30 protein-coding genes and 3 tRNA genes are annotated in these 26,659 nt (G+C 30.1%); 29 read left to right on the top strand and 4 right to left on the bottom strand.

Annotation, left to right across the window (positions count from 1 at the left end; all coding sequences use genetic code 11):
- The first annotated feature begins 42 nt into the window (after positions 1–42).
- Positions 43–690: a DUF3047 domain-containing protein gene (locus tag E5R92_RS01640; protein ID WP_168606376.1), complete on the top strand. Its 648-nt coding sequence runs from the start codon at positions 43–45 to the stop codon at positions 688–690.
- A gap of 2 nt (positions 691–692) precedes the next feature.
- Here E5R92_RS01640 and E5R92_RS01635 read toward each other — a convergent pair whose 3' ends face one another.
- A complete protein-coding gene (locus E5R92_RS01635; RefSeq protein WP_168606375.1) occupies positions 693–830 on the bottom strand; it encodes a hypothetical protein in 138 nt (45 codons plus the stop codon).
- A 58-nt stretch (positions 831–888) separates the two neighbouring features.
- Here E5R92_RS01635 and E5R92_RS01630 point away from each other — a divergent pair, with 58 nt between their 5' ends.
- Complete coding sequence (locus tag E5R92_RS01630) at positions 889–1,311, top strand: YbgC/FadM family acyl-CoA thioesterase (protein ID WP_168606374.1); 423 nt, start codon at positions 889–891, stop codon at positions 1,309–1,311.
- On the opposite strand, the gene E5R92_RS01625 is transcribed toward E5R92_RS01630, so the two are convergent.
- A complete protein-coding gene (locus E5R92_RS01625; protein WP_168606373.1) occupies positions 1,301–1,981 on the bottom strand; it encodes a uracil-DNA glycosylase in 681 nt (226 codons plus the stop codon). The two genes, E5R92_RS01630 and E5R92_RS01625, sit on opposite strands and share 11 nt — an antisense overlap.
- A gap of 2 nt (positions 1,982–1,983) precedes the next feature.
- Between E5R92_RS01625 and E5R92_RS01620 the strand changes: the two genes are divergently transcribed.
- Both E5R92_RS01620 and E5R92_RS01615 read left to right on the top strand, forming a co-directional pair.
- Positions 1,984–2,544 carry a histidine phosphatase family protein gene (locus E5R92_RS01620; RefSeq protein ID WP_168606372.1) on the top strand — a complete coding sequence of 187 codons (561 nt, stop codon included), beginning with the start codon at positions 1,984–1,986 and terminating at the stop codon, positions 2,542–2,544.
- A 38-nt stretch (positions 2,545–2,582) separates the two neighbouring features.
- Positions 2,583–2,729 (top strand): hypothetical protein, encoded by a 147-nt coding sequence (locus tag E5R92_RS01615; protein WP_168606371.1) that lies wholly within the window; start codon positions 2,583–2,585, stop codon positions 2,727–2,729.
- Here E5R92_RS01615 and E5R92_RS01610 read toward each other — a convergent pair.
- Positions 2,726–2,902: a hypothetical protein gene (locus E5R92_RS01610; protein ID WP_168606370.1), complete on the bottom strand. Its 177-nt coding sequence runs from the start codon at positions 2,900–2,902 to the stop codon at positions 2,726–2,728. The genes E5R92_RS01615 and E5R92_RS01610 overlap by 4 nt on opposite strands.
- Positions 2,899–3,147, bottom strand: coding sequence for a DUF1289 domain-containing protein (locus E5R92_RS01605; RefSeq protein WP_168606369.1), 249 nt, complete (start codon positions 3,145–3,147; stop codon positions 2,899–2,901). Before E5R92_RS01605 ends, E5R92_RS01610 begins: the two co-directional genes overlap by 4 nt.
- A 99-nt stretch (positions 3,148–3,246) precedes the next feature.
- Between E5R92_RS01605 and E5R92_RS01600 the strand changes: the two genes are divergently transcribed.
- The 25 genes from E5R92_RS01600 to E5R92_RS01480 all read left to right on the top strand — a co-directional run bounded on the left by E5R92_RS01600 (position 3,247) and on the right by E5R92_RS01480 (position 26,658).
- Positions 3,247–3,331 (top strand) — tRNA-Leu (locus E5R92_RS01600).
- Positions 3,332–3,347: 16 nt separating this feature from the next.
- Positions 3,348–4,808, top strand: coding sequence for a trigger factor (tig, locus tag E5R92_RS01595; protein WP_168606368.1), 1,461 nt, complete (start codon positions 3,348–3,350; stop codon positions 4,806–4,808).
- Between the two features lie 31 nt (positions 4,809–4,839).
- Positions 4,840–5,451: an ATP-dependent Clp endopeptidase proteolytic subunit ClpP gene (gene clpP, locus E5R92_RS01590; RefSeq protein ID WP_168606367.1), complete on the top strand. Its 612-nt coding sequence runs from the start codon at positions 4,840–4,842 to the stop codon at positions 5,449–5,451.
- 91 nt (positions 5,452–5,542) lie between these two features.
- The gene (clpX, locus tag E5R92_RS01585; RefSeq protein WP_168606366.1) at positions 5,543–6,811 is read left to right on the top strand and encodes an ATP-dependent Clp protease ATP-binding subunit ClpX; all 1,269 of its coding nucleotides are present in this window, start codon (positions 5,543–5,545) and stop codon (positions 6,809–6,811) included.
- A 62-nt stretch (positions 6,812–6,873) separates the two neighbouring features.
- Positions 6,874–9,255 carry an endopeptidase La gene (lon, locus tag E5R92_RS01580; RefSeq protein ID WP_168606365.1) on the top strand — a complete coding sequence of 794 codons (2,382 nt, stop codon included), beginning with the start codon at positions 6,874–6,876 and terminating at the stop codon, positions 9,253–9,255.
- Positions 9,256–9,304: 49 nt separating this feature from the next.
- Positions 9,305–9,380, top strand: a tRNA-Val gene (locus E5R92_RS01575).
- A gap of 13 nt (positions 9,381–9,393) precedes the next feature.
- A tRNA-Asp gene (locus E5R92_RS01570) sits at positions 9,394–9,470 on the top strand.
- Between the two features lie 87 nt (positions 9,471–9,557).
- Positions 9,558–9,926: an NADH-quinone oxidoreductase subunit A gene (locus E5R92_RS01565; RefSeq protein ID WP_168606364.1), complete on the top strand. Its 369-nt coding sequence runs from the start codon at positions 9,558–9,560 to the stop codon at positions 9,924–9,926.
- Positions 9,927–9,937: 11 nt separating this feature from the next.
- The gene (locus tag E5R92_RS01560) at positions 9,938–10,459 is read left to right on the top strand and encodes a NuoB/complex I 20 kDa subunit family protein (protein ID WP_168606363.1); all 522 of its coding nucleotides are present in this window, start codon (positions 9,938–9,940) and stop codon (positions 10,457–10,459) included.
- A 5-nt stretch (positions 10,460–10,464) separates the two neighbouring features.
- Positions 10,465–11,073 (top strand): NADH-quinone oxidoreductase subunit C, encoded by a 609-nt coding sequence (locus E5R92_RS01555; protein ID WP_168606362.1) that lies wholly within the window; start codon positions 10,465–10,467, stop codon positions 11,071–11,073.
- Entirely contained in the window at positions 11,057–12,232 is a 1,176-nt protein-coding gene (locus tag E5R92_RS01550; RefSeq protein ID WP_168606361.1) for an NADH-quinone oxidoreductase subunit D, read from the top strand. The genes E5R92_RS01555 and E5R92_RS01550 overlap by 17 nt, the downstream gene beginning before the upstream one ends.
- Positions 12,232–12,840, top strand: coding sequence for an NADH-quinone oxidoreductase subunit NuoE (gene nuoE, locus E5R92_RS01545; protein WP_168606360.1), 609 nt, complete (start codon positions 12,232–12,234; stop codon positions 12,838–12,840). Before E5R92_RS01550 ends, nuoE begins: the two co-directional genes overlap by 1 nt.
- The gene (gene nuoF / locus E5R92_RS01540) at positions 12,833–14,164 is read left to right on the top strand and encodes an NADH-quinone oxidoreductase subunit NuoF (protein WP_168606359.1); all 1,332 of its coding nucleotides are present in this window, start codon (positions 12,833–12,835) and stop codon (positions 14,162–14,164) included. Before nuoE ends, nuoF begins: the two co-directional genes overlap by 8 nt.
- On the top strand, positions 14,157–16,196 hold the full coding sequence (gene nuoG, locus E5R92_RS01535; protein ID WP_168606358.1) for an NADH-quinone oxidoreductase subunit NuoG: 2,040 nt from the start codon (positions 14,157–14,159) through the stop codon (positions 16,194–16,196). The genes nuoF and nuoG overlap by 8 nt, the downstream gene beginning before the upstream one ends.
- Before the next feature lie 3 nt (positions 16,197–16,199).
- Complete coding sequence (gene nuoH / locus E5R92_RS01530) at positions 16,200–17,198, top strand: NADH-quinone oxidoreductase subunit NuoH (RefSeq protein WP_168606357.1); 999 nt, start codon at positions 16,200–16,202, stop codon at positions 17,196–17,198.
- A 2-nt stretch (positions 17,199–17,200) separates the two neighbouring features.
- Positions 17,201–17,686 carry an NADH-quinone oxidoreductase subunit NuoI gene (gene nuoI / locus E5R92_RS01525; protein WP_168606356.1) on the top strand — a complete coding sequence of 162 codons (486 nt, stop codon included), beginning with the start codon at positions 17,201–17,203 and terminating at the stop codon, positions 17,684–17,686.
- Positions 17,687–17,688: 2 nt separating this feature from the next.
- Complete coding sequence (locus E5R92_RS01520; protein WP_168606355.1) at positions 17,689–18,321, top strand: NADH-quinone oxidoreductase subunit J; 633 nt, start codon at positions 17,689–17,691, stop codon at positions 18,319–18,321.
- A complete protein-coding gene (gene nuoK / locus E5R92_RS01515) occupies positions 18,314–18,625 on the top strand; it encodes an NADH-quinone oxidoreductase subunit NuoK (protein ID WP_168606354.1) in 312 nt (103 codons plus the stop codon). The genes E5R92_RS01520 and nuoK overlap by 8 nt, the downstream gene beginning before the upstream one ends.
- Position 18,626: 1 nt before the next feature.
- Positions 18,627–20,540 (top strand): NADH-quinone oxidoreductase subunit L, encoded by a 1,914-nt coding sequence (nuoL, locus tag E5R92_RS01510; protein WP_168606353.1) that lies wholly within the window; start codon positions 18,627–18,629, stop codon positions 20,538–20,540.
- Positions 20,540–22,033, top strand: a complete 1,494-nt coding sequence (locus tag E5R92_RS01505) for an NADH-quinone oxidoreductase subunit M (protein WP_168606352.1) — start codon at positions 20,540–20,542, stop codon at positions 22,031–22,033. The genes nuoL and E5R92_RS01505 overlap by 1 nt, the downstream gene beginning before the upstream one ends.
- Positions 22,033–23,448: an NADH-quinone oxidoreductase subunit NuoN gene (gene nuoN / locus E5R92_RS01500; RefSeq protein ID WP_168606351.1), complete on the top strand. Its 1,416-nt coding sequence runs from the start codon at positions 22,033–22,035 to the stop codon at positions 23,446–23,448. The genes E5R92_RS01505 and nuoN overlap by 1 nt, the downstream gene beginning before the upstream one ends.
- Entirely contained in the window at positions 23,448–24,011 is a 564-nt protein-coding gene (locus E5R92_RS01495) for a biotin--[acetyl-CoA-carboxylase] ligase (RefSeq protein ID WP_168606350.1), read from the top strand. Before nuoN ends, E5R92_RS01495 begins: the two co-directional genes overlap by 1 nt.
- The gene (locus tag E5R92_RS01490) at positions 24,008–24,754 is read left to right on the top strand and encodes a type III pantothenate kinase (RefSeq protein ID WP_168606349.1); all 747 of its coding nucleotides are present in this window, start codon (positions 24,008–24,010) and stop codon (positions 24,752–24,754) included. The genes E5R92_RS01495 and E5R92_RS01490 overlap by 4 nt, the downstream gene beginning before the upstream one ends.
- 2 nt (positions 24,755–24,756) lie before the next feature.
- Positions 24,757–26,412: a ribonuclease J gene (locus E5R92_RS01485; protein ID WP_168606348.1), complete on the top strand. Its 1,656-nt coding sequence runs from the start codon at positions 24,757–24,759 to the stop codon at positions 26,410–26,412.
- On the top strand, positions 26,413–26,658 hold the full coding sequence (locus tag E5R92_RS01480) for a DUF1467 family protein (protein WP_168606347.1): 246 nt from the start codon (positions 26,413–26,415) through the stop codon (positions 26,656–26,658).
- The last annotated feature ends 1 nt before the right edge of the window (position 26,659 follow it).

Here is a 26,659-nt window from a genome sequence, read left to right as displayed (position 1 = left end):
CAAATGTTGTTTTTTAAAAAATTTTAGCTATACAGTTTTCTTATGTTAAGAAATTTTATAATAACAATATTTTCTTCTTTTTTACTTCTAACTAATGTTAATGCTGAAAAAATTACTGTTTTTGATTTTACAGATGAGGAATTCAACACACTAAAAGTTGGAAAAAAATACAAAGGTGAAACAACATGGACTCTTGGCTCTAACGAAAAAGGTAATTTTATTAAAGCAGAAGCTGAAGGTAAAGGATCTGGCTTAGGTAAAGAAATTAAAATTGATCTACTAAAAACCCCTTTTATTAATATTACTTGGAAAGTTGAAAAAGACTTATCTGGTATAATAGAAAACAGTAAAAAGGGACATGATTATGCTGCAAGAGTATTCGTTATAAAAAAAACTGGCTCTACAGCCCTTTCTAATAGAGCTATAAATTATGTGTTTTCTAGCAATAATAAAGTAGGAAAAAATTCACCTAGTCCATATACAAAAAAATCAATTGATTATGTTTTATCAACAACTCAAGAAAACCTTGATAAGTGGGTGACTGTCAAATCTAATGTTAAGGAAGACTTTATGAAACTTCATGGAATAAATGTGGAAGATATATCCGGAGTTGCAATAATGACTGATACAGATAACTCAAAGTTAAAAGCTATATCTTATTATCAAGATATTTATTTTTCAGCAAAATGAGATTATTTAAATACTTTTTTAAGAGCAATACTTAAAAAGGATAAAAGTACAGCTACAATTACATCCTCAATGGGTGCAGCATTCGGTACAGCAAAATTCCATAAAATAACACCAATTAACCAAATAATATAAACTTTCATTATGATGATTGTATCTTAGTTTAGTATTAAATATTATTTTTTTTGTTATTATATATGAATGCATAAAAATTTTTTTCACAATGTTAAAGTTTATTATGAGGATACAGATGCTGGAGGCATAGTGTATTATGCTAATTATTTGAAATTTCTTGAAAGAGCCCGTACAGAAGCTTTAGTCACATTAGGTTTTAATAATAAAAAGATTAAAAATGACTTTGAAGCTCAAATTATAGTTAAGTCATGTAATATTGAATATAAAATTTCTGCTCATCTTGAAGATGAGCTAACTATAAGATCTTTTGTTAAATCAATTACAAAAACATCATTTTTTATGAATCAATTTATTAAAAGGGGTGAAGATTTAATAGTTGAAGCAAAAGTTCATTTAGTATTTGTTAATAAGGAGGGTAAACCTATGAAGATACCAGATACTTTGTTTCAAGATTTTAAACCTTACTTTTGTGATACTATTAAGCTTTAGAGTGATTTTTAGCAGCTTTAAGTAGACTTATCATTTTTTTTTTATTAATGACTTTAGTATTAACATTACGTGGACTAGGGTGATAACAGGCAATTAAAATTTTCCCATCAGGTAATTTATATTTAATACCATGCTTAAATATAAATTTTTGCTTAATTAAATAATTTTTTTTATAAAATTTAACACAATTATCAAAAGCAATTTTACCTAAGCTTATTATAACTTTTAAGTTTTTTAAATTTTGAATCTCATTATCAAAATAATTTGAACAGTTACTTAGCTCTTTATTTAATGGTTTATCTTCAGGGGGAACACATTTTAAGATATTTGTAATATATGTACTATTAAGTTTTAACCCATCTTTACGATGTATTGAGGTAGGGATGTTTGATATACCAACCTTATGGAGACAGCTAAATAAAAAATCACCAGATTTATCTCCTGTAAATGCCCTACCAGTCCTTGTCCCGCCATGCGCGGCAGGCGCAAGACCAATAATCATTAATCTGGCATCAATATCACCAAAGCCAGCAACTGGTTTTCCCCAGTAAACTTCGGTAATATTTTGCTTTCTTTTTGTTATTGAAATTTTCTTACTAAATTTAATTAACCTAGAGCATTTTTTACATTTAATTATTGAATTATTTAGTTTTTTAAATTTAGTATTCATTTATGAGAATAATTAAAATTACTTTACTCTTGCTTATATCTTTCAATGTATCTTTTAAAGTTATTTCAGCAAATGATCTTCAAAATATATTCAGTGATGATGGAAAGATAATATTTATAAGGCATGCATATGCACCAGGTGGAGGCGATCCTGATGGATTTGATATATCAAACTGTGCCTCACAACGTAATTTAAATTTCGAAGGTATTGCTCAATCAAAGCGGATAGGTAAGTTTTTCAAAGAACATAATATAAAAATTGATAAAGTTTTATCTAGCGAATGGTGCAGATGTAAAGAAACATCAAAATATGCTTTTATCAATCATGAAACTAAAAGTTTCTTAAATTCATTTTTTAGTCAAAAGTTTGCTCATAATAAAGATAAGCAGATAAAAGAATTAAAAGATTATATAATAAAATGGGAAGGAAAAAAAAACCTAATCTTAGTAACACATTATGTTGTAATCTCAGAAATTTTAAATGTGTCTACTTCTTCAGGTGAGATTGTAATAACGGATAAAAATTTTAATATTCTAGCCAGTATAAATACAAGCAATAATTAAAACTATATTTCTTTATAATAAAATATAGAATAGGTATTATGTCATCAAAAAAAGCAATGAAGTTAGCTCAAAAGCAAGCTTTTGCAAAACATCGAAGTAATATTACAAACAGTAAGTTTGGATCAAAAAAAATAAATTTAATTAATAAACTAAATAAGAAAAATACTGTTAATAAAAAATCTTAATTTTTTCTCTCATGCTTGTCTGCATAAAATAGTGCAATTAAAAAAATTATTGTCCATAAAAATATTGAAATAGTTTTTATAAATGTTGTTTCTGCACCCCAAACTTTGAAGAAAAAAGCACCAATTAAGACACCAATAATATAAATTAATGTAACTAATATTGTTTTATTCATTTTATCAAATTTTTTTTATAAAGAGAAATTCCATTTTTAATTTTATGATTATAAGAGTCTTTAAAACTTTCTAATTGCCAGCCTTCCAGTCTTGATTGAATAGTTATTAGATTATATTTTTTCCATTCCTCTGATGTTCCTACCAATTTCCACATCTTTTTTTCATCATTATTTTTGCCACAACCGTAGCAGTATCCAGTTTTAGGATCTGTTTTACATATGCTTATACATGGAGAAATAATCATTTTTTTAAATTTTTAGTAAATATAATGAATATTATTATATTTCATAATTATTGTCATTGGACAAATAGAATCTATCCTATATAAAGCCACAAGAATTGTGGGCGAATGGCGGAATTGGTAGACGCGCTGGTCTTAGGAACCAGTATTGAAAGATGTGAAGGTTCGAGTCCTTTTTCGCCTACCAACAAGTTTAGAAAATTATGAAAGTTACAGTAGAAAATAAAAAAGGTTTAAATAAAGATATTAAAGTTTTCATAGATAAAAAAACTATGAATTCTTATATGGATGAAAAATATGAAGAAATTAAAAAGACTGTTAACTTAAAAGGTTTTAGACCAGGAAAAGTCCCTAAAGAGATTTTAAAAAGACAATTTGGTCAGGCAATTTTTAGTGAACTTCTTGATAAAGTTCTTAAAGATACTTCAGTTAAAGCTTTAGAAGATAATAAAATTAAGCCAGCCGGACAACCCAAACTTGATCTTAAAACTTATGGTGAAGATAAAGATCTTGAATATGTAATGTCAGTGACAGAACTTCCAAAAGTCGAACTTAAGTCTGTTGAAAATATTAAATTTGATGAATATTCAGTTAAAATTGATGCAAAAGAAACTGATAAAAGAATTAAAGAAATAGCAAAAAGTCAAAATAATTTTAAAGAAGTAGCAGCTGATGTTAAGGCAGTAGATGAAAATTTAGTTATATTTGACTACAAAGCAACAATTGATGGAAAAGATTTTAAGGGTGGTGAAGGAAAAAACACACAATTAATTTTAGGTAAGGATTTATTTATTAAGGGCTTTGACAAGCAGCTAACTGGTGTTAAAAAAAATGATGAAAAATCTGTCGATGTTACACTTCCTGAAAATTATCCACAAAAAGAATACGCAAATAAGAAAGCTAATTTTATTTGTAAAATTATAGAGGTTAAAAAATCAGAAGAAGTAAAAATAGATGATGTTTTTGCTAAAAATTTAGGTGCAAAAGATCTTGCTGACCTAAAAACATTGGTTAGCAAACAGATCAATGATGAGTATAAAAATTCTCTAGATAAATTGGCTAAAACTCAAATCTTGAAGGAAATTGAAAACTTTAAGGTTGATGAAATTCCGGAAAATTTAATTGAAGAAGAGGTTAAAATTTTAGCACAAGGTATGACAGAAGAAGATTTTAAAAAAAACAGAAAAAACTTTGAAAAAATTGCCAAAAAAAGAATTAAGGTTGGATTAATTTTAAATGAATTTGGCGAACAGAATAAAGTTAAAGTTACTGAACAAGAAGTTCAGACTGAAGTTCAAAAACAATTAAGAATGATGCCAGGACAAGAAAAGATGGTAATGGAGTTTTATCAAAAAAATCCATCAGCATTAGCCAGTTTAAGAGGAACTGTGTATGAAGAAAAAATTATTGATCTAATAAAAACTAAAGCAAAACCATCTAAAAAAGAGATTAGTAAAGAAGAAGCTGAAAAGATTTTAAAAGAACATCAAAAGCAAGACCATAATCACGAACATGATCACGATCAACCTGAAGAAAAAAGGTCAAAACCTTCTTCATCTAAAAAACCTACTGCAAAAAAAGCCTCTGAGCCTGCTAAAACTGAAAAAAAACTAAAGCCTTCAGGATCTAAAAAAACTCCTGCAAAAAAAGTTAGTAAAAAGTAATCACAAGTTGTATAAGTAAAAGAATCAACTTATGACAACAAATTTATTAGATCAAATGAACACTCTTGTACCGATGGTTGTTGAACAATCAAACAAAGGTGAGAGAGCTTATGATATTTATTCAAGACTTCTTAAAGAGAGAATTATTTTTTTAGTAGGACCAATAAATGATAACGTAGCATCTCTAGTTACGGCACAACTTTTATTTTTAGAGTCTGAGGATCCAAAAAAAGAAATTAATTTATATATTAATAGCCCTGGAGGACTTGTGACTGCAGGTCTTGGAATCTATGACACTATGCAATACATTAAACCAGATATTTCAACATTATGTATCGGTCAAGCTGCATCAATGGGTTCATTTTTGTTATCTGCGGGCAAAAAAGGTAAAAGATTTTCTTTGCCAAACTCTAGAATTATGGTTCATCAACCTTCTGCTGGTTATCAGGGGCAGGCTACTGATATTGAAATTCATGCAAATGAAGTTATGGCCTTGAAAAAGAGACTTAATGAGATTTACTCAAAGCATACTGGAAAATCTATTGATGATGTTAAGAAAGCACTAGAACGTGATAATTTTATGACTCCAAATGTTGCAAAAGAGTTTGGTTTGATTGACAATGTAGTTGAAAACAGATCTTAATACACAACATTTTGACACCCCACTAAACTGATACTTGATTAATATGAGTCATCTATATTAAAGTAATTCAATTGATTCGTTTATAAATTATATGACAACAAATAATAAAAATATTCTTTACTGTTCTTTTTGTGGCAAGAGCCAACATGAGGTTAGAAAGCTTATTGCGGGTCCAACTGTATTTATATGTGATGAATGTGTTGAACTATGTATGGATATTATCAAAGAAGAAAGTAAAGATACATTTGTTAAGCATCAAGATGGGTTACCACCACCAAAAGAAATTTGTACAGTATTAGATGATTATGTTATTGGTCAACCTCATGCAAAAAAAGTTTTATCAGTAGCTGTTCATAATCACTATAAAAGACTTAATTATGAAACTAAAACAAGTAAAACAGTTGAACTTTCAAAATCAAATATTCTTTTAGTGGGACCAACCGGTTGTGGAAAAACTTTATTAGCTCAAACACTAGCAAGAATTCTTGATGTTCCCTTCACAATGGCAGATGCAACTACTTTAACAGAGGCTGGTTATGTTGGTGAAGATGTTGAAAATATAATTTTAAAATTATTACAAGCTGCTGATTATAATGTTGAAAAAGCACAACGTGGAATTGTATATATAGATGAAGTTGATAAGATTAGCAGAAAGTCAGAAAATCCATCTATTACAAGAGATGTATCTGGAGAGGGTGTACAACAAGCATTATTAAAAATCATGGAAGGCACAGTAGCTAGCGTTCCACCTCAAGGAGGAAGAAAACATCCACAGCAAGAATTCTTACAAGTAGACACTACTAACATCTTGTTTATATGCGGAGGGGCATTCGCTGGCTTAGATAAAATTATATCTCAAAGAGACAAAGGTACATCGATTGGATTTGGTGCAAATGTTAAAAAAACAGATGATAAAAAAACAGGTGAGTGGATGAAAACTTTAGAACCTGAAGATTTGTTAAAATATGGTTTGATCCCTGAGTTTATTGGGAGACTTCCAATGATAGCAACATTAGAAGACCTTGATGAGAAATCTTTAGTTAAAATACTACAAGAACCAAAAAACTCATTAATTAAGCAATACCAAGAATTATTTAAACTAGATGGAGCCAAGTTAAGCTTTAAGGAAAATGCAGTTAAAGAGATTGCACAAAAAGCAATTAACAAGAAAACTGGGGCTAGAGGCCTTAGATCAATCTTAGAAAATATTTTATTAAAAACAATGTACGATCTTCCAAGTCAAGATAATGTGGAAGAAGTTATTGTAGATGCGAGTGCGGCCAAAGGCCTATCTCAACCAATCATTGTTCATTCAAAAAATAGTAGCAAAACTAAGACTGACAAAACTTCAGCTGCTTAATTTCACGTTAATAAGTAATAAATAGCTATTGCAATATAATATATAATATCCATATTTAGATCATGGATGTTAAAATTGAAAAACCTTTATTGCCGTTAAGGGATATTGTTGTATTTCCGAACATGGTTATTCCCTTGTTTGTAGGTAGAGATAAATCTATTGCTGCCTTAAATGAAGTTATGAAAAAGGACAAAAAAATTGTCCTAGTTACTCAAAAAAATTCAGAAATAGACGATCCAAAAAAAACTGATGTTTTTATGTATGGTTGTGAAGGTAATATTTTACAATTATTAAAATTACCAGATGGCACAGTAAAAGTTTTAGTTGAAGGAAGTAAAAGAGTAAAAATCTTAAATTTTAAAGATAATGAAAAATTTATTATTTGTGAATATGCTCATCATCATGATGTGGTAATCAAAGATGAAGATTTATTACCACTGGCAATGACTGCAGTAAGAAGATTGGAAAAACTAACTTCAATTAATAAAAAAATATCAAGTGAAACGATTAATAACATTAAGAAATTAACTGACGCATCACATATCGCTGATAATATTGCGTCTCACCTAACAGCTACTATTTCAGAGAAGCAGCAAATTTTTGAAACTATAGATGTTAAGAAAAGACTTAATTCTATAATTAAAATAATGGAGAATGAAACTAGTATTATTGGAGTTGAGAAAAGAATTAGAGGTAGAGTTAAAACTCAAATGGAAAAAACTCAAAGAGAATATTATTTAAATGAACAACTTAAAGCTATTCAAAAAGAATTAGGTGAAATTGAAGATGGAAAAGATGAGACTTCAAGTTTAAATAAATTAATTATTAAGGCAAAAATGCCAAAAGATGTTGAGAAGAAATGTATGGCTGAGCTTAAAAAATTAAAAAACATGAGTCCTATGTCTGCAGAGGCTACTGTTGTCAGAAATTATCTTGACTGGATGACAGATTTACCTTGGTATAAAAAAGATCAGGTCGATATTGATCTTAAGAAAGCACTTTCTGTTCTTGATGCGGATCATTTTGGTTTAGAAAAAGTTAAAGAAAGAATTATTGAATTTTTAGCAGTCCAAAAAAGAATGGATAAAATTAAAGGCCCAATTTTATGCTTAGTTGGTCCTCCTGGTGTTGGCAAAACATCATTAGGAAAATCTATTGCGAAAGCTACTAATAGAGAGTTTGTAAGAGTTTCTGTTGGTGGTATGAGAGATGAAGCTGAAATAAGAGGTCATAGAAGAACTTATATTGGTTCTTTACCTGGTAAAATTATTCAAATGATGAAAAAAGCAGGTACAAAAAATCCACTTATTCTCCTTGATGAAATAGATAAAATTGGAAATGATTACAGAGGTGATCCATCTTCTGCTTTATTAGAAGCATTAGATCCAGAACAAAATGCTACATTTAACGATCACTATCTAGAAGTTGATTATGATTTATCTGACGTGATGTTTGTAACTACAGCTAATACTTTAAATATTCTACCCCCATTATTAGATAGAATGGAAGTAATTAGATTGGCTGGTTACACGGAAGATGAAAAGATTAATATTGCAAATAAGTATCTACTTCCTAAGCAAGTTAAAGATAATGGAGTTAAAGAAAATGAAATGACTTTATCTGAGGATATTATTAAAGAAATTATCCAAAGTTATACAAAGGAATCTGGTGTAAGAAACCTAGAAAGAGAAATTTCAAAAGTAGCTAGGAAAGTTGTTAAGAAAGTAGTCTCTGGTGAAGAGAAAGAAGTTAAAATTGATTTAAAAAATTTACCAGATTATTTAGGGATTCAAAAATTTAAATTTGGTGAACTTGAAAGTGAAGATAAAATTGGTGTTGTCACAGGTTTGGCGTGGACTGAATACGGTGGGGAAATTCTTAAAATTGAAACTGTTATAATGCCAGGAAAAGGCAGAATGCAAATTACGGGAAAACTAGGTGATGTAATGCAAGAGTCCATCAAGGCTGCAAAATCTTTCATCAGATCAAAAAGTTTAGATTATGGAATTATTCCTCCTTTGTTTGAAAAAAAAGATTTTCATATTCATGTTCCAGAAGGAGCAACACCTAAAGATGGACCGTCAGCAGGCATTGGAATGGTTACATCAATAGTTTCTGCAATTACCAATAATCCTGTCAGAAGAGATGTTGCAATGACTGGTGAGGTGACATTAACAGGTCAAGTATTACCAATTGGTGGATTAAAAGAAAAACTATTAGCAGCACACAGAGCTGGAATAAAACAAGTTATAATTCCTAAGGAAAATGAAAAAGATCTTGTTGATATGCCTAAGAAAATTATTGATGATATAAAAATTACTCCAGTTGAGCATGCTGATGAAGTATTAAAAATAGCTTTAACTAAAGAGTTAAAAAGAGTTGAATGGGTTGAGGTTGAAAAAATTTCTCAATCTGGTGATAAATCTCAAGCCAGTATTCAATAATTACCAATTTACATTATCCAATCGTTGATGTAATAGTAGCGCTTGTTTTGGGCGGTTAGCTCAGTTGGTAGAGCATCTCGTTTACACCGAGGGGGTCAAAGGTTCGAGTCCTTTACTGCCCACCAAAACAACTAAAGTGGGGGTGTAGCTCAGTTGGTTAGAGCGATCGCCTGTCACGCGATAGGTCGAGGGTTCGAGTCCCTTCACTCCCGCCACTTTTCCTTAATATTTAAGGTTTATATTATTTAAAATGTGACGTAAGTACCCTTCAACATGATATAAAAACTGCTATATAGACTCAAATGCTTTCAGAATTTTTAAAAGATTACTTACCAATTATTATATTTTTGATTATTGCACTTGGGCTGAGTTGCGCTTTTGTTGTTGTAAATTTAATACTATCACCTAAACACCCAGATCCTGAAAAATTATCTGCATACGAATGTGGTTTTGAACCATTTGAAGATTCCAGAATGGAATTTGATGTAAGGTTTTATTTAGTGGCAATTCTATTTATAATATTTGATTTAGAGATAGCTTTCCTTTTTCCTTGGGCAATATCTTTAGGTAATATTGGAGGTCTTGGTTTTATTTCAATGATGATCTTTTTGTTTATTCTTACAATTGGTTTTATTTATGAATGGAAAAAAGGTGCACTAGATTGGGAATAAAATTTTAAATTATGAACCTAGAAAATAATAATAAAGAAATTCCTGAAGAATTTAAGAAACTTGCTGAAGATTTTAGTAAAAATGGTTTTATAACAACATCTCTTGATAATTTAATAAATTGGTCAAGAGCTGGTTCATTACACTGGATGACTTTTGGTTTAGCTTGTTGTGCTGTTGAAATGATGCAAACAGCAATGCCTAGATATGATCTAGAAAGATTTGGCGCTGCACCAAGAGGCTCACCAAGACAATCTGATGTTATGATTGTAGCTGGAACCTTAACCAATAAAATGGCACCGGCGTTAAGAAAGGTTTATGATCAAATGCCTGAACCGAGATATGTTATTTCGATGGGAAGTTGTGCAAATGGTGGTGGTTATTACCACTACTCTTATTCTGTAGTTCGTGGCTGTGATAAAATAGTTCCTGTAGATATTTATGTACCAGGCTGTCCTCCATCTGCTGAATCATTACTTTATGGGATTATGCAGTTACAAAAAAAAATTAGAAACAAAGGATCTTTTGAAAGATAATTTATATGAAAAACTTAATAGATCTTGAAAAAAAAATTAACTCAGAGCTTACAACAAAGATTAAAAAAACTGAGATTAAACATGAGCAGCTATATATTGATATTGATAATGAAAACTTGTTAGATGTTACGCTATTTATAAAAAGTAATGAAAATACAAAATTTAGGCAGTTAATTGATATTACTGTTGTCGACTATCCTGAAAATGCTCAACGTTTTAAAGTTGTGTACTTATTTTTAAGTCACGAGTTTAATCAAAGAATTATTTTAAGTTATTTAATAAGTGAAAATGAAGTTATATCTTCATTAACACCCATTTATCCTGCAGCAAATTGGATGGAGAGAGAAGTTTTTGATATGTATGGTGTTAAATTTAAAGATCATCCAGATATGAGAAGAATACTCACTGATTATGGTTTTGAAGGACACCCTTTAAGAAAAGATTTTCCTTTAACTGGTCATACTGAAGTTAGGTATAGCGAAGACCAAAAAAAAGTTATCAGTGAACCAGTTAAGTTAGAACAAAATTATAGAAATTTTGATTACGAAAGTCCGTGGGACGGAACCAAATATATTAAAGATCAAACTGACCTTGAAAATGACAAAAAAAATTAAAACATTAAATCTAAATTTTGGACCTCAACACCCTGCGGCTCATGGTGTCTTAAGATTGATTTTAGAATTGGATGGGGAGGTTGTTGAAAAAGCTGATCCACATATCGGACTTCTTCACAGAGGAACTGAAAAACTAATAGAAAATAAAACGTATATGCAAGCTGTCCCTTATTTTGACAGACTTGATTATGTTGCGCCAATGAATCAAGAACATGCTTTTGCTTTGGCTATAGAAAAAATTTTAAAGATAAATGTTCCCATTCGAGCTCAACTAATTAGAGTAATGTTTTGTGAAATAGGAAGAATATTAAGCCATATATTAAACGTTACAACTCAAGCACTTGATGTTGGTGCTTTAACGCCATCTCTTTGGGGTTTTGAGGAGCGTGAAACATTAATGACCTTTTATGAAAGAGCATCTGGCTCAAGACTGCATGCCAATTATTTTAGAGCTGGTGGTGTTCATCAAGATTTACCAATGGGTCTTGAAGAAGATATAGGTAAATTTTGTGAGTCATTTCCTAAAATAATAGATGATCTTGAAACATTATTAACTGATAATAGAATATTTAAGCAACGAAATGTTGATATAGGAATTGTAACTAAGGAAGATGCATTGGATTATTCTTTTAGTGGAGTTATGATTAGAGGATCAGGTGTTCCTTGGGATTTAAGAAAATCACAACCTTATGACTGTTATGAGCAATTAGAGTTTAAAATTCCAGTGGGAAAAAATGGAGATTGTTTTGATAGATATTTATGTAGAATTGAAGAAATGAGAGAAAGTGTTTCAATAATAAAACAATGTTTAGCTAAAATGACAAAAGGACCAATTAAATCATTAGATGGAAAAATTAGCCCTCCACCTAAAAAAGATATTAAACAATCTATGGAAGCTTTAATTCATCACTTTAAATTATTTACCGAAGGTTACCGTGTTGACAAAGATGAAATTTATACTGCTGTTGAAGCACCGAAAGGTGAATTTGGTGTTTATTTAATTTCTGATGGAACTAGCAAACCCTACAAATGTAAAATTAGAGCTCCAGGCTTTTCACATCTACAAGCAATGGATTATTTAATTAAAGGACACATGTTAGCCGATGTACCTGCTGTTTTAGGGTCATTAGATATTGTTTTTGGAGAGGTCGACAGATAATGAGCTTAAGAAAACCTGCAAAAGAACAACCCGAAAAATTTGAATTTTCAGCAGCTAGTCTAGCTGCTGCAAAAGAAATAGTTTCTAAATATCCAGAAGGAAAACAACAAAGCGCTGTAATGGCATTATTGTATATTGTTCAAAAACAAAATGATAACTGGATACCACTAGCAGCTATGAAATATATTGGAAAGTTTTTAGATATGCCTTATATAAAAGTCTATGAGGTAGCTACTTTTTATTCAATGTATAATTTATCTCCAGTTGGAAAACACTTTATTCAAATTTGCACAACTACACCATGCATGATTAGAGGAGCTTATAAACTTGTTGAGGCATGCAAAGATAAAATTTCAGAAAATGAAGGTGAATTATCTTTTGATAAATCATGTTCTTGGATGGAAGTTGAATGTTTGGGAGCATGTGTTAATGCCCCAATGATGCAAATTAATGATGACTATTATGAAGATCTTGATAAAGAAAAAACTTTAAAAATTCTAGATGAGATACTTGATGGTAAGACACCAAAACCAGGATCATATAGAGGAAGAACTAATAATGAACCTGAAAATAACAGAAAAACACTTTTGGATTTAAAAAATGCTTAAAGATAAAGATAGAATATTTCAAAACCTTTATAACGACAATGGTTCTGATGTAGAGTCTTCGAAAAATAGAGGTGATTGGGTAGATACTGCTCAAATGATAAAAAAAGGTAGAGAATGGATTATAGATGAAGTTAAATCATCGGAATTAAGAGGAAGAGGTGGGGCTGGATTTCCTACAGGACTTAAATGGTCTTTTGCCCCTAAAGAGCTTGGTTCTAGACCTCACTATCTAGTTATAAATGGTGATGAATCTGAGCCAGGCACCTGTAAGGATCGTGATATTTTAAGGTTTGAACCTCATAAATTAATTGAAGGATGTTTGATTGCTGCCTACGCAGTTCAGGCTCATGTTTGCTATATTTATATACGTGGTGAATATTTTATAGATGGACAAAAACTACAAAAGGCAATTGATGAAGCATATGAAAAAAAACTAATAGGTAAAAATGCTTCTGGCACTGGTTGGGATTTAGATATTTATATTCACTATGGAGCAGGTGCTTATATATGTGGTGAAGAAACTGCACTTCTAGAAAGTATTGAGGGTAAAAAAGGTCAGCCAAGATTAAAACCTCCTTTTCCAGCATTAATAGGATTATATGGATGTCCAACAATAATTAATAACGTGGAAACTATAGCTGTTGTTCCAACGATTTTGAGAAAAGGTGGTAAATGGTTCGCTTCACTAGGTAAAGCAAAAAATACAGGAACTAAAATATTTTGTATATCTGGAAATGTTAATAAACCTTGTAACGTTGAAGAAGAAATGAGCGTATCTCTTAAAGAATTAATTGAAGTACATGCAGGAGGAGTAGTTGGTGGATGGGAAAATTTACAAGCTGTAATACCAGGTGGATCTTCTATGCCCATTATACCCAAAAAAACATGTGAAACTTTAACGATGGATTTTGATTCACTTGTCGCAGAAAAAAGTGGTTTAGGAACCGCAGGTATTGTTGTTATAAATAATGACCAGGATATTATTAAGTGTATGGCAAGAATTGCCAGATTTTACAAACATGAAAGTTGCGGACAGTGCACACCGTGCAGAGAAGGTTCTGGATGGATGTGGAGAATGTTAGAAAGAATGGCTAAAGGTGAGGCATCAAAAGATGAAGTTGAAATGCTTGGAGATGTTACAAATCAAATTGCTGGTCATACCATTTGTGCTTTTGGTGAAGGGTCTTCATGGCCAGTTCAAGGTTTATTAAGACACTTTAGAAAAGAAATTGAAAAAAGGAACAATATTGAACCAACGATAAAAAAACTTAATGAAATTCCGTATTTAGTTGATCAACATTTATTGGATAAAAAAAATGCCTAAATTAAAAGTTAATAATATTGAAGTTGAAGTTGAAGATGGCTTAACAGTCTTACAAGCTTGTGAAAAAGCTGGAGTTGAAATTCCAAGATTTTGTTATCATGAAAAGCTTTCAATTGCTGGAAATTGTAGAATGTGCTTAGTTGAAATGGAAAAATCTCCAAAACCAGTTGCATCATGTGCAATGCCTGCTGCCGAAGGCATGAATATTAAAACAAATACTGAGTTTGTTGAAAAAGCAAGAAAAGGTGTAATGGAATTTTTACTTGCAAATCATCCATTAGATTGCCCTGTATGTGATCAAGGTGGTGAATGCGATCTTCAAGATCAATCAATGTTTTATGGAGTAGATAAATCTAGATTTAAAGAAAATAAAAGACAAGTTCCTGAAAAAAATATGGGTCCTTTAATTAAAACTCAAATGACTAGATGTATCCATTGTACTAGATGTGTTAGGTTTGCTACGGAAGTTGCAGGTGTACCAGAAATAGGTGCCATAGGACGTGGTGAAGATATGCAAATAACTACATACCTTGAGCAATCGATGCAATCAGAATTATCAGCAAATGTTGTTGATTTATGTCCAGTTGGAGCTTTAACATCTAAACCTTATGTTTTTGAGGCAAGACCTTGGGAGTTAAAAAAAACAGAATCTATTGATGTCATGGATGCTATTGGATCCAATATAAGGGTTGATACTTATGGATGGGAAGTAAAAAGAATATTGCCAAGAATAAACGAAGATATCAATGAGGAATGGATTTCTGACAAAACAAGACATGCATGTGACGGTCTATTAAACCAAAGACTAGACACACCTTACATTAAATATAATGGAAAATTTGAAAAAGCATCATGGTCTGAAGTTTTTAATATAATTAAGTCAAAATTTAAAAATACTGATAAAGAAAAAATTTGTGGGTTAACTGGTGACTTAATCAACATGGAAACACTCTATATATTTAAAGAATTTTTTAATAAAACATTAGGTTCTCAAAATATAGAGTCTAGGGATAATCACATTTATTTAAACCCAGAAAAAAGAGAAAATTATTTATTTAATTCATCAATCAATGGAATTGAAGAAGCTGATTTTATTTTCCTTTTAGGGACAAATCCTAGATTTGAAGCAACAATTTTAAATGCCCGAATTAGAAAATCCTATCTTCAAAATAAAACTAAAATTATTGCTCTAAATGAAATGGGTGATCTAACATTCCCGTATCAGTCTCTAGATGGAAATACTGAAACTGTTAAAAAAATTATAGAAGGTAAACATGAGGTGTCTAATTTAATTAAACAAGCAAAGAAACCTATGGTTATAATGGGTCAATCTGCATTAAAAAGTAAATCATCAAAATATATTTTTGAATCAATCAAACAATTTTTAGAAGAAAATAATAAACTTTCTATTGATTGGAATGCTTTAAATGTTATTTCTGAAAACGCATCTACAGTAGGAGCATTTGATCTTGGGGTATATAAAACAACTAATGGCGACAATGAAGTTTTGAAAGACTTGGAAGCTCACAAATTTGAAATTGTTTATCTTTTAGGTTTAGACACTATCAATTTTGAAAAAAAAAATGAGTTTATTATTTATCAAGGCTCTCATGGTGATAAAGGAGCAGAAATGGCAGACATTATTTTGCCTGGTGCTGCCTACACAGAACAAAATGGCTACTTTACAAATTTAGAAGGAAGACTTCAAAAAGCTTATAAAGCATCTTACCCACCCGAACTTGCAAAAGAGGACTGGCTAATAATAAATGAACTTGCAGAATCAATGAATCATAGAAAACTATTTAATGATAAAGATGAATTAGATAGCAGTTTAATTAACCAAATAAATTTACATATTGAAAAAAACACTTCTTTAAAGTCATCAATTATTAAAGAATTAATTTTTCAAAATGAAGTAATAAAAATAGATAGTGATTATTATTATTCAAACGTAATAGCTAGGGCCTCAAAAACAATGTCTGAATGTAGAAATTTAAAGATAGATTTAAAATCTACAGGTACAGAAGGCTAATTTATGGAATATCTTAATATAATTTTTTCACAAACTTATAAAATTTTATTTTTACTTGTTCCTGTTTTAGTTTCTGTGGCTATGATTGTATGGCTTGACCGACGTATTTGGGCATTTGTGCAAAAAAGACAAGGACCTAATGTTGTTGGACCCTTTGGTTTACTTCAGTCTTTAGCTGATGCATTAAAATATATTTTTAAAGAAGTTATAATTCCCTCAAGCTCAAATAAAGTAATCTTTATATTAGCACCAATTGTTACTATGACTTTGGCATTAATTTCATGGGCTGTAATTCCCTTCAGTGCAACTCAAGTGTTAGCAGATATAAATGTTGGTATCCTTTATTTATTTGCAGTTTCGTCTTTAGGTGTTTATGGAATTATTATGGGAGGTTGGGCCTCAAATTCAAAATATCCTTTTTTAGGTGCTATTAGATCTGCTGCGCAAATGGTTTCCTACGAAGTATCGATTGGAGTTATTATTATTAATGTTTTGCTTTGTGTTGGTTCTTTAAATTTGAACGACATAGTTATTGCTCAGGAAAATTTATGGTTTGTAATTCCATTATTTCCAATGTTTGTTATTTTCTTTATTTCTGCTTTAGCGGAGACTAATAGACCACCATTTGATTTACCAGAAGCAGAAGCAGAACTTGTTGCAGGTTATCAAACAGAATATTCGGGCATGATGTATGCAATGTTTTGGCTTGGTGAATATGCAAATATTCTTTTGATGTGTGCTATGGGTGCTATACTTTTTTTAGGTGGGTGGTTATCACCTATAGATCTTTATCCATTTAACTTAATACCAGGTGTAATTTGGATGATATTTAAAATATTGTTCTTATTTATTTTGTTTGCTTTGGTTAAAGCTATCGTTCCAAGATATAGATATGATCAATTAATGAGACTTGGATGGAAAATATTTTTACCAATATCATTAACATGGGTAGTTCTAACAGCTAGCTATTTGTTCCACTTCAACCTATTACCAGTGAATTAATTATGAAAATTTCAAGAATATTTAAAACAATTTTTTTATTAGATTTTTTAGGTGGCCTAAACATTGCTATCAAAGAAATATTTAAATCTAAAAAAACTATAAATTATCCTTTTGAAAAGGGAAAAATAAGTCCAAGATTTAGAGGGGAACATGCCTTAAGAAGATACCCTAACGGTGAAGAAAGATGTATTGCATGTAAATTATGTGAAGCTGTTTGCCCAGCTCAAGCAATAACAATTGAATCCTCAGAAAGAGCTGATGGCAGTAGAAAAACTACTAGGTATGATATTGATATGATGAAGTGTATTTACTGTGGTCTTTGTGAAGAGTCATGCCCAGTGGATGCTATCGTACAAGGGCCTAATTTTGAATTCTCAACAGAAACTAGAGAAGAACTTTATTATAATAAAGATAAATTACTTGATAATGGTGATAGATGGGAAAATATTTTAGCAGCTAATATTAAAGCAGATAACTCTCATAGATAATTATGTTAGCCCACGCAATATTTTTTTATACTTTTTCATTTATAGCAATCGTTTCTGCTATAATGGTAACAGTATCAAAAAATACTGTTCATTCAGTTTTTTTTTTAATTTTAGACTTCATAAGTATTTCATGCCTATTCATAATGATTGGTGCTGAATTTTTAGGAATGATTATGTTGATTATTTATGTGGGAGCTGTTGCTGTCTTATTTTTATTTGTAGTTATGATGCTTAATGTAGCCCAACAGAAAAATCAATGGTTCAGTGCAGAGAAAAGTTCAAAACATATTCCTATAGGAATAATAGTTAGCTTGTTAATATTTTTTGAATTAATAATAGTAATTGGTGGATGGAAATATAAACCTGATCTTGTTTCAGCTATGTCTTTAACAATTGATAAAGATATAACTAATACTCATTCAATCGGATACGTTTTATATACAGACTATATTCATGTTTTTCAATTAAGTGGAATGATTTTATTAGTTGCAATGATTGGTGCTATTGTCCTTACATTCAGGCAAAGACCCGGTGTTAAAAGACAAAGTTATTTTAGTCAGATATCTCGTGAAAGATCTGATGGTGTTGAATTAATTGATGTTGAGAGTAATAAAGGAGTTAAATCTGATGAATGATATAGGTTTAGGTCATTATCTTACATTAGCAGCAATAATTTTTACTATTGGCGTAGTTGGATTATTTTTAAATAGAAAAAACATTATAGTAATATTAATGAGTATTGAACTTATTCTTTTAGCGGTAAATATTAATTTAGTCGCTTTCTCTATTTTCTTGAATGATATTACTGGACAAATTTTTACTCTCTTTATATTAACAGTAGCTGCTGCAGAAGCAGCCATAGGTTTAGCAATAATAGTTGTTTATTATCGAAACTCTTCAACAATTAGAGTTGAAGAAATAAATAGTTTGAAGGGATAATATGGAGATTGTATTATTATTTCTTCCCTTATTAGCTTCAATAACTTCTGGTTTCTTTGGTAAATATTTGGGTGATAGAAATTCAGAGATTGTAACTAGTCTTTTTGTATCAATTTCAGCACTTCTCTCAATTGTATTATTCTATCAAGTAATTGTTAACGGATATGAAAACAATGTAGTTGTAGCAACTTGGATTAACTCTGGAACCTTAGATGTTAATTGGTCTATTAAAGTCGACGCTTTATCCTCAATTATGCTCGTTGTTGTAACTTTAGTTTCAGCATTAGTGCACATTTACTCAATTGGTTATATGTCTCACGATCCACATAAGCCAAGATTCATGGCTTATTTATCTCTTTTTACTTTTTCAATGTTAGCATTAGTTACCGCTGACAATTTCCTTCAGTTATTTTTTGGATGGGAAGGGGTGGGTCTTTGCTCTTATTTCTTGATTGGCTTTTGGTTTAAGAAAGAAACAGCTAATGCCGCTGCTATAAAAGCTTTTGTAGTAAATAGAGTAGGAGATTTTGGTTTTGCCTTAGGAATTTTTTTAATTTTTTATTTATTTGGCACCGTAAACTATGCAGAAGTTTTTAATCAAATCCCACAAATTGTTGAAAAAAAACTTTTATTTTTAGAAATTAATGTTGGAGCAATTGATTTAATTTGTATTCTTTTATTTATAGGGGCCATGGGTAAATCAGCACAAATTTTCTTACACACTTGGTTACCAGATGCAATGGAAGGCCCCACACCTGTTTCAGCTTTAATTCATGCAGCCACAATGGTTACTGCTGGCGTTTTTTTAGTTGTAAGATGCTCTCCAATTTTTGAATATTCACCTCTTACACTCAATATAATTACAATTGTTGGAATGACTACTGCTTTTTTTGCAGCAACAGTAGCTTTAGTACAAACTGATATTAAAAAAATAATCGCTTATTCAACTTGCAGTCAACTAGGCTATATGTTTTTTGCTGCAGGAGTGGGTGCTTATAATGTTGCAATGTTTCATTTATTTACTCATGCCTTTTTTAAAGCTTTACTTTTTTTAGGATCAGGCTCTGTAATTCACTCATTTAATGATGAGCAAAATATTAACCAAATGGGAGGTGTTTATAAAAAACTTCCATACACTTATGTATTTATGATTATAGGAACATTGGCTCTTACTGGGTTTCCATTTTTATCTGGTTTTTATTCTAAAGATGCAATTATAGAATTTGCGTATCTCAAGGGAAATACAACTGGATATTATGCAGCAGGAATAGGAATTTTGACTGCAGTTTTAACGTCAATTTATTCCTGGAGGTTAATTTTTAAAACATTTCATGGAGACTATAATAATAAAAAAACGAATATTAATGAAATACACGAATCTCCATTGGTAATGCTTTTACCTTTATTTATACTTGCTATTGGAGCTATCTTTGCTGGTTTCTTATTTAAAGATTTATTTATTGGTCATAGTGGTGAAAATAGTTTTTGGGGTGATTCAATTAAATTTTTAAATCCATTAAGCACGAAACACCCTCCACTATGGTTTCTTTTAATGACACCAGCACTTGTATTAACCTCTATTCCAATTGCTTATTATTTATTTGTAAAAAATAAAAATGTTACACATCAAATTGCTGAATCTAATAAGCCATTACATAATTTTTTAATAAATAAATGGTATTTTGACGAACTTTATAATGTTTTATTCATTAAATTTTCAAAAAAATTAGGTCTATTTTTTTGGAAGATAGTTGATGTTAAAATTATTGATAAATTTGGACCTGACGGAGTTTCTTCATTAATTAAGAGTTTATCAATAAAAGCAAGTAAATTTCAAAGTGGATTTATTTATCAGTATGCGTTTATGATATTATTAGGATTTTCTGCATTATTAACATTTTTGATTTTGAAATAATGAACTTTCCAATTTTATCATCTTTAATTTTACTACCTATAATTGGGTCTTTATTTTTATTATTTTCAAAAGATAAAAATTCTAATACAGGTAAATATGTTGCTTTATTTACTTCATTTGTTAACTTTTTGATTTCTATATATCTTTGGTATCAGTTCGATCCAACTACATCTAATTTTCAATTTGTCGAAGATAGAGAATGGTTAAAAGGATTTATTAATTACAAAGTAGGTATTGATGGAATATCGATTTTATTTATTATTCTAACTTCACTGATAACTCCACTTTGCATAATCTCAGTAAACAATACAATTAAAGACAGACTAAGAGATTTTTTAATTGCTATCTTAGTAATGGAAAGTTTAATGATCGGAGTTTTCTGTTCCCTTGACCTTGTTATATTTTATTTATTTTTTGAAGCTGGGTTGATACCTATGTTTTTAATAATTGGAATATGGGGTGGAACCAGAAGAGTATATTCAGCATTTAAATTTTTCTTATACACTTTGCTGGGTTCTGTTTTAATGTTAATTGCTATAATTTCGATCTACTGGATATCAGGAACCACAGATATAACTCAGCTTTATGATCTTGGTATAGACAGCAAATATCAAAATTTACTATGGTTAGCATTCTTTAGTTCTTTTGCTGTCAAAACACCAATGTGGCCTGTACACACTTGGTTGCCTGATGCACACGTTGAAGCTCCAACTGCTGGCTCTGTTTTACTTGCAGCTATATTACTTAAAATGGCTGGTTATGGTTTTATTAGGTTTTCTTTAGGTTTATTTCCAGTAGCTTCCGAATTGTTTACACCACTAGTTTACACTTTAAGTTTAATTGCAATTGTGTACACGTCTCTAGTTGCATTGATGCAAGAAGATATGAAAAAGTTAATAGCATATTCTTCAGTTGCACATATGGGTTTTGTTACATTGGGTATTTTTACAATTACCCAACAAGGAATTGAAGGAAGTATAGTTCAAATGATAAGTCATGGCTTGGTTTCAGCAGCATTGTTTTTATGTGTTGGAGTTGTTTATGACCGAATGCACTCTAGGTTAATAGCAACTTATGGTGGCTTAGTTTCAATTATGCCAAAATATTCAATATTATTTATGCTTTTCACTTTAGCTGCATTAGGCTTACCTGGTACTAGTGGTTTTATAGGTGAATTTTTAGTATTAATGGGCGCATTTAAGGATAACTTTTTAGTGGCAGTTATAGCAAGTTTAGGAGTTATTTTTGGAGCCGCATACATGTTATGGCTATATAGAAGAGTTGTATTTGGAGAAGTTAAAAATAAAGAACTCTTAAAAATACCTGACCTTGATAATTCAGAAAAATTAATTTTATGGTGTTTAGCAATACCAGTTATATTTTTTGGATTTTATCCAGAACCACTCCTTAGTACAACTGAAATTTCAGTAAAACATTTAATAGAGATGTACAATTTTAACTTAAATATGAATATAACTGAGGTACAAAATTAATGGATAACTTAAACTTTATATTACCTGAGGTTTTTATTTCTTTGTCTATAATGTTTTTATTACTTCTCGGTGTGTACAAAAAAAATAGTTCTAATATTGTCCATAATCTTGCAGTGGGTTCTTTGTTGATTACCGGTATTTTAATTTTTAATAATCCATTAGATAAAAATGTTTCATTATTTAATAATGGTTACATTATAGATAATCTCTCATCTTTTATGAAGATCCTTACAATTTTAGGAGGTGCTTTTGTTTTATCAATTTCAACAAGATATTTGAAAATATGTAAAATTTTCTTAATAGAATATCCAGTTTTAGTTCTTTCTTCAATTTTAGGTATGATGGTAATGATCAGTTCAAATGATCTCATGGTTTTTTATATAGGTCTTGAGTTACAGTCTTTAGCTTTGTATGTTTTGGCTTCATTTAATCGAGATCAATTAAAGTCATCTGAATCTGGGCTAAAATATTTTGTTTTAAGTGCTTTATCATCAGGATTATTGCTATATGGATGTTCTTTAGTTTATGGGTTTTCAGGATCAACTAATTTTAATGTTATTGGTGATGCAATGAACTCTTCACATTACGGTTTAACTTTCGGAATTGTTTTTATACTTGTTGGTCTAGCATTTAAGATATCAGCTGTACCATTTCACATGTGGGCACCAGATGTATATGAAGGCTCTCCGACTGCTGTCACATTATTTTTTGCAATTGTGCCAAAAGTTGCTGCACTCACTGTATTCATAAGATTTTTATATGTTCCTTTCGTTAATATGATCGATCAATGGCAACCTATATTAATTTTTTTATCAATTGCGTCTATGATCTTTGGAGCAATTGCTGCAATTGGTCAAAATAATCTCAAAAGGTTGATTGCATATAGTTCAATTGGCCATATGGGTTATGCATTAGCTGGTTTGTCTACTGGTTCTAACGAAGGTATTCAAAGCTCTGTTGTATACATGTCGATATACCTGGTTATGAATCTTGCTTTTTTTAGCTGTCTATTGATGTTGAAGAGAAATGATGTGTACTACGAGACTATTGGTGATTTATCAGGATTATCAAAAAAACATCCAATTTTATCCTTATCGTTACTAGCTATCCTTTTTTCATTGGCAGGAATTCCTCCATTAGCTGGCTTTTTTGCAAAATTCTATATTTTTAAGGCTGTTATAGAGCAGTCAATGTACTTCTTGGCCATTGTAGGTCTCTTATCAACAGTAATAGCTGCTTTTTATTATCTAAAAATAATCAAGGTTATTTACTTTGATAAAGAAAAGGAAGGTTACGACACTGATCATAATATTTGGTTAAAAGGATCATTAACTTTTTCAACATTATTAATTCTCTTATACTTTATTTTTCCAAGCAAATTGGTGGAAATTGTATCTAGAATTAATATTATTTAATGAAATTAAAAAAATTCAATTTTAAAATTGTAAATAGTACAAACGATCTAGCTATACAAATAATTAAAAATACCAATAACAAATCAGGAATTGTAATTGCTGATAGACAAAAAAAGGGAAGGGGTCAATATGGAAAAAAATGGACTTCTTTTAAGGGAAATTTATTTATTAGTATTTTTTTTCAAATTAACAAAGTTCAATTATCATTGAAAGATTTGACAAAAGTTAACTGTCTTTTAATTAAAAAATTATTATCAAATTTTTATAATGGTAAAATTACAATTAAAAAACCAAATGATTTGTTGATAAAAAAAATGAAAATTTCAGGTATCTTGCAGGAGATATTAATCAAATCTGGTAAAAAATTTATTATTATTGGAGTGGGTATAAATTTGATTAAGAGTCCAACTATAAAAGATTATTTAACTACAAATCTTTTTGACCTAACTGGTATCAAAATTACCCCTAATAATGCTGCTTTAAAGCTAAAAAAAATTTACGAAACTTTTATTCCAATGTTTCATAAATTTAATATAAAAAACTTAGATAGAAATTTAAAATGATTATTGTTGGTGATATAGGAAACACAGAAACTAAAATTTGTTTGGTAAACTCTAAAAATATCATTATTAAAAGAGTTACTTTATCAACAAAAAAAATAAGTCACTCTCTACTTAATAAATCTTTATTTGGTCTAGGTTTAAAAGACAAATCAATTAATAAATGTCTATTTTGCAGCGTTGTACCAAAATCATTTAATAAAATTAAAAACTTTTTTAATAAAACTTATAGAATTAAGTGTCACGAGCTTAAGAAACTTAAGTTAAACAAATTAGTTAAGATTAAAGTTAACTATAAACAAATTGGTTCAGATAGATTGGCAAACGCTATTAGCGTTATTAATAACAAGGATAATTTTATAATTTTAGATTTTGGGACCGCTACAACATTTGATGTTTTGATTAAAAACACCTATCATGGTGGTGTTATTGCACCTGGAGTTAAGCTTTCACTTGATACGTTGACTGATAAGGCAACGCAAATCCCAAAGATTAGTTTAAAAAAAACAAATAAAGTCGTTGGTTTAAATACTATTAGTGCAGTAAGAGCTGGTTTTTTTTGGGGTTATGAGGGTTTAATTGACAATATTGTTAATTTAATTAAGAAAGAGACCAAGATGTCCTTTAAAATAATTATTACTGGAGGATTTTCCAAGTTATTTAAAAATTCAACAAAAACGAAAGTTACATTAAATAAAGATATTACAATTAATGGCCTAATCAGAGCCACCACTTTAATTAAATAAATATGAAAGATGAACTATTATTTTGCCCTTTAGGAGGGTCTGGAGAAATTGGCATGAATATGAACTTGTTTGCCTATGGAAAACCAGGTGAACATAAATGGATCATGGTTGATATAGGGGTTACATTTGCTGATGATACCTTACCGGGAATTGATCTTATTTACCCAGATCCTGGATTTATAGTTGATAAAAAAGAAGATCTTTTAGGAATTATTTTAACTCATGCACATGAAGATCATATAGGGGCAATTGCACATCTTTGGCCTCAATTAAAATGCAAAATTTTTGCAACTCCATTTACTGCAGTTTTAATAAAAGAAAAACTTAAAGAAAAGAACATTGATGCAACTAATTATTTAAAAATAGTTCAATTAAATGGAACGGTAGATTTAGATCCTTTTAAAATAGAGTACATCACATTAACTCACTCAATTCTTGAACCTAATGGTCTTAGAATTGAAACTCCAGCAGGTGTAATACTACATACAGGAGATTGGAAAATTGACCCAGAACCATTGATTGGTGAAAAAATTAATTCTGACAGACTTAAAGAAATTGGTAAAGAAGGTGTCCTTGCTATGGTTTGTGATTCAACAAATGTATTTAGTATGGGAAAAGCTGGTTCAGAGCTAGATGTTAGAAAAAGTTTATTAAATATTATGGGTAGCCTTAAAAAAAGAATTGTTATGGCTTCTTTTGCATCAAATGTTGCACGTATGGAAACAGCTTTTTATTGTGCAGAAAAAACCGGTAGACAAATATCCTTAGTAGGAAGATCTATGCATAGAATATTTAAAGCCGCAAGACAATGTGGTTATTTAAAAAATGTTATTGAACCTATAGATGCACGTGAAGCAAAAAAAATTGCTAGGGAAAAAATAATTTACCTTTGTACTGGTAGTCAGGGTGAGCCTATGGCAGCACTAATGAGAATTTCAAGCTATACTCATCCAGATGTATTTATCGAGAAAGATGATGCTGTTATTTTTTCATCTAAAATTATTCCAGGTAATGAAAAAAAATTATACAAATTACAAAATCAATTAGTTAGGGATGGTATTGAAGTTATATCAGAGGAAAGTGAATTTGTTCATGTTTCTGGCCACCCAAATAGAGATGATCTAAGAGAAATGTATGATTGGGTTAAACCTCAATGTGCAGTCCCTGTTCATGGAGAACACAGACACATGATTGAACATATGAAATTCGCACACGAAATGAAAGTTCCACACCCGGTTCAAGTAGAAAACGGTGATATTGTAAAATTAGCTCCAGGTAAACCGCATGTTTTTGATAAAGCTCCAAGTGGTAGACTTTATTTAGATGGGAATATGAGTGTCGAAGAAGATGCTCAATCAATTAAAGATAGAAAAAATATAGCTGCTAATGGATATATGGAGGTTACTATTTTAATTACTGCAAAGGGTAATATTCATAAAAGACCTGTATTAACCTTTAGAGGGTTGCCTGTTTATGATGCTGATGAATTCATCTATGAATTAGAAGAGGCAATAGAAAAAACAACTAGAACCTTTTCTATAAAAAGCAAAAAACAAGAATATAATTTAATTGATGCATTAAAAATTACATGTAGAAAATGTGCCAAAGAATTGACTGGTAAAAGACCATTTATAAATATCAATCTAGTAAGAATCTAGATGAGCGCAACAGGTCTTGCTATAATCTACATTATAATTTGGTGGATAGTTTTTTTCACGATCCTTCCAATTGATGTAAATAGACTAAAATCTGTCAAAATTGAAGGTGAAGACGCTGGTTCTCCAGAAAATCCTAAAATGTTAAAAAAATTCATTTATTGTACTGGTATTACAACTGTTATTTTCGTGATAATTTATTTATTGATAAAATATGAATATTTAAATTTAAGATATATAATTAGCTAAA

This window comes from Candidatus Pelagibacter giovannonii, from assembly GCF_012276695.1.
Taxonomy (GTDB): domain Bacteria; phylum Pseudomonadota; class Alphaproteobacteria; order Pelagibacterales; family Pelagibacteraceae; genus Pelagibacter; species Pelagibacter giovannonii.
Note: the sequence above shows the minus strand (reverse complement) of the source record. Positions and strands in the feature narration are given on the sequence as shown.